This window comes from Fulvivirga aurantia, from assembly GCF_009711475.1.
Lineage (GTDB): Bacteria > Bacteroidota > Bacteroidia > Cytophagales > Cyclobacteriaceae > Fulvivirga > Fulvivirga aurantia.
This window is the reverse complement of sequence record NZ_SMMD01000469.1, coordinates 1-3026: the sequence shown is the minus strand read 5'-3', so window position 1 is coordinate 3026 and position 3026 is coordinate 1. Positions and strand designations below refer to the sequence as shown.

The window sequence follows — 3026 nt, the reverse complement described above, 5'->3', positions numbered from 1 at the left end:
CCATCATTAGATACGTTCATGAGCGCGAAAAGATATTTGAGCCAGATTTACATTTACCCTATAAAGTCATTGCCTGGCATCAGACTCAATGAGGCTGAGGTGCAGGAAAAAGGGCTAAAGTATGACCGCAGATGGATGTTGGTAGATAGCGATGGGGAGTTTATTACCATGAGGAAAAACAGGAAGTTGTTGAAGTTCTTTGTGAATAAAACTTCTCTGGGTTATGATATTGGTTGTGAGTTTCACAAATCAACTATACAAATTCCCTTTGAGCTCACTGAGGGTACAGAGATAAATGTATCTATTTGGGGCGATAAGATAAAGGCCATTGAGGGTAATACTGGTTGGAACGATTGGTTTAGCGAAGCATTGCGTGAATCGTGTACGCTGGTTTACTTTCCTGAAGAGGCCAAACGACCTATTAAAGACAAGTGGCAGGTAAACAATGAGTCCGTGAGTTTGGCTGATGGCTATCCATATTTAGTAATTGGTGAGTCTTCCTTAGATCGGCTAAACCAAAAGTTGGCACAACCTTTAGATATTTCTCGCTTTAGACCCAATCTGGTGTTTAAAGGAGGTGAACCTTATGAGGAGTTTAACTGGAAAGACTTTAAGATAGGAGATGTGGCCTTTAAAGGGCTCAAGCCTTGTGCTCGTTGTGTGGTCACTACATTAGATCCTGACACGGGTGAGTCAGGTTTGGAACCACTCAAAACATTGGCTACTCAAAAAATTGATGATAAAGTAGTTTTTGGTCAACATACGCTTGCATTAGAAGAAGGCTCGGTTAAGGTTGGTGATGAGATAGAAATCAACTCTACCAAAGATTCTCCTTATGATCCGTTATAATAAATAAAGGCTGTAGCTTATCTTTGCGCCAGCAAAACCATGACTTACCTATACCTTAAGGCACTCCACATTATCTTTATTGTAACCTGGTTTTCGGGGTTATTTTACATCGTAAGATTATTTATTTATCAGGTTGAGGCCAATCAAAAACAGGAGCCGGATAAAAGTATCTTGAAGGCAGAATATAAGCGCAATAGCAAGCGCCTTTGGTATGGTATCACGTGGCCATCGGCCGTGATTACTCTTATCATGGGCACCTCACTTCTGATCGAGCAGCCTGCTTATTTACAAATGGGGTTTATGCATATAAAACTCACTTTTGTTTTCTTTTTGTATCTCTATCACTTTGCTTGTCACCGCATATTTAAGCAACTACAGCAAGATATTTACAAGTACAGCTCTCAGCAACTACGCCTGTGGAATGAGGTCGCAACCATATTTTTAGTAGGCATCGTTTTCATTATCGTGTTGAGAAACGCCATGAGCATGGTATGGGGTTTTGTAGGCTTAGTACTCTTTACAGCCATATTGATGTTAGCCATAAAAATTTATAAAAGAATAAGAGAAAAAAATGAAGGGAATACTAGTAAACAGTAGCTGCATATTTTTGCTCGCTACAGTTCTTTTGGCCTGTGGTGGCGAGTCCGAAAAAGAAAGAACATTGCCTTTTTTAGGCCGTCATGATTATACAGAAACAGATACGGTCTATCATACAGTGGGTGATTTCAGGTTTGTAAATCAAGATAGCAGCTGGGTTACCGATGAGACATTTGAAGGGAAAATCTATGTGAGTGATTTTTTCTTTACCTCGTGCCCTACGATTTGCCCTATTATGAAAACTCAGATGCTACGGGTTTATGATAGCACCAAAACTAATGACGATGTTATGATACTTTCTCATACTATTGACCCTAAACATGATACTGTGGCAGTACTCAAAGAGTTTGCTAATCGATTGGGTGTAAGTAGCGAGAAATGGCATTTTGTAACAGGAGAGAAAGATGAAATTTATAAAATTGGCCAAACCAGCTATATGGTAAGCGCTGTTGAAGATCCTACGGAGCCGGGAGGTTTCATACACAGCGGTGCGTTCATATTGGTAGATAGAAAAGGTAGAGTGAGAGGCCTTTATGATGGCACCAAGGCAGATCAGGTCGATAAACTGATCCGTGATATTGATGTATTGCTAAAAGACAAAAATTAAATGACGCGTATTTTATTAATAGTTGTAGTATTTGTATTTACAATAGTTGCCTGTACCAGCAGCACAAGTAAAAATGATGAAAAGCTCTCTCATGGGGAGAAAGTAAAAATAGAACAGTATCTGGTAGAGGGACAGCAATTATATACCATTCACTGTGCCAATTGCCACCAACCTGATGGTGCTGGACTGGCTCAGCTTTTTCCGCCACTAAAAAATTCTGATTATCTAAAAGAGAATTTTGAGACCGCTATTTGCTCTATGCGATATGGGCTAGAAGGGGAGATTGTGGTAAATGGGGTTACATACAACCAGAAAATGCCTGGCATCTCAACGCTCACAGATTTAGAAATAGCTGAAATAGCTACTTACATCTATAATTCATGGGGTAATGAGAGAGGTCTGGTTGCGGTAAATGATGTGAAAGAGGTACTCAAAAACTGCAAGAAGTAATAGTGCATCATTATATTTCGGGAAGGGCTTCCTTTCAGCCCTGTCTGCCGGACAGGTAGGTTTGACTTTTTTTGTTTTCCCGAAAATGTTCGGGACAAGCTGTTTTTTGTGTCAAGACAAAAAATGAAAAAAGAGCTATGAAATCAGCTGAAAAGAGAAAGTTATTTCTATTTAAAAGTACTTCAGCTCGACTTTCACCTGAGCGCCACCTTCGGCCAGTGAAAATTTAGTTTCTTCAAAAGAAGGAGGGCCAAAAGTACCTAATGATTTATTGGAAAATCCGAAACCTTCTTTTGGCAGACCAATAAAGTTTTTGTCTAGCTCACCATTGTTGTTGGTATCCTGAAAGATAGCCACGGCATATACGCCTTTTCTAAGCTTTAAGGTAAGGTGCTGCTTTAAATCCCCCTTTACTTTTATTTTGTGCAGAGCCACTTCTTTTTTGAGATAGTTTTCTTCACAATCAAAAATTGCCACTACAAGCTCACCTTCCGGTTTTTTGATGTTTTCAACTACTATGGTC

5 protein-coding genes are annotated in these 3026 nt (G+C 39.6%); 4 read left to right on the top strand and 1 reads right to left on the bottom strand.

Features of this window, described 5'->3' with window-relative positions:
• From E1176_RS03165 to E1176_RS03150, 4 genes are all read left to right on the top strand, one after another.
• Positions 1-849: MOSC domain-containing protein (locus tag E1176_RS03165; RefSeq protein WP_222933061.1), on the top strand; the 849-nt coding region annotated here is incomplete at its 5' end.
• A gap of 39 nt (positions 850-888) precedes the next feature.
• Positions 889-1446, top strand: coding sequence for a CopD family protein (locus E1176_RS03160; protein WP_155209128.1), 558 nt, complete (start codon positions 889-891; stop codon positions 1444-1446).
• Positions 1421-2053 (top strand): SCO family protein, encoded by a 633-nt coding sequence (locus tag E1176_RS03155; protein WP_155209127.1) that lies wholly within the window; start codon positions 1421-1423, stop codon positions 2051-2053. The genes E1176_RS03160 and E1176_RS03155 overlap by 26 nt, the downstream gene beginning before the upstream one ends.
• A complete protein-coding gene (locus tag E1176_RS03150) occupies positions 2054-2503 on the top strand; it encodes a c-type cytochrome (RefSeq protein ID WP_155209126.1) in 450 nt (149 codons plus the stop codon).
• A 171-nt stretch (positions 2504-2674) separates the two neighbouring features.
• On the opposite strand, the gene E1176_RS03145 is transcribed toward E1176_RS03150, so the two are convergent.
• Positions 2675-3026 (bottom strand): DUF2141 domain-containing protein (locus tag E1176_RS03145; protein WP_155209125.1); only part of this gene is annotated, 352 nt, incomplete at its 5' end.

Excerpts from the sequence above, each read along its gene's own strand:
- E1176_RS03160 (WP_155209128.1), top strand. The coding sequence starts at position 889 with ATGACTTACCTATACCTTAAGGCACTCCACATTATCTTTATTGTAACC.
- E1176_RS03155 (WP_155209127.1), top strand. The coding sequence starts at position 1,421 with ATGAAGGGAATACTAGTAAACAGTAGCTGCATATTTTTGCTCGCTACA.
- E1176_RS03150 (WP_155209126.1), top strand. The coding sequence starts at position 2,054 with ATGACGCGTATTTTATTAATAGTTGTAGTATTTGTATTTACAATAGTT.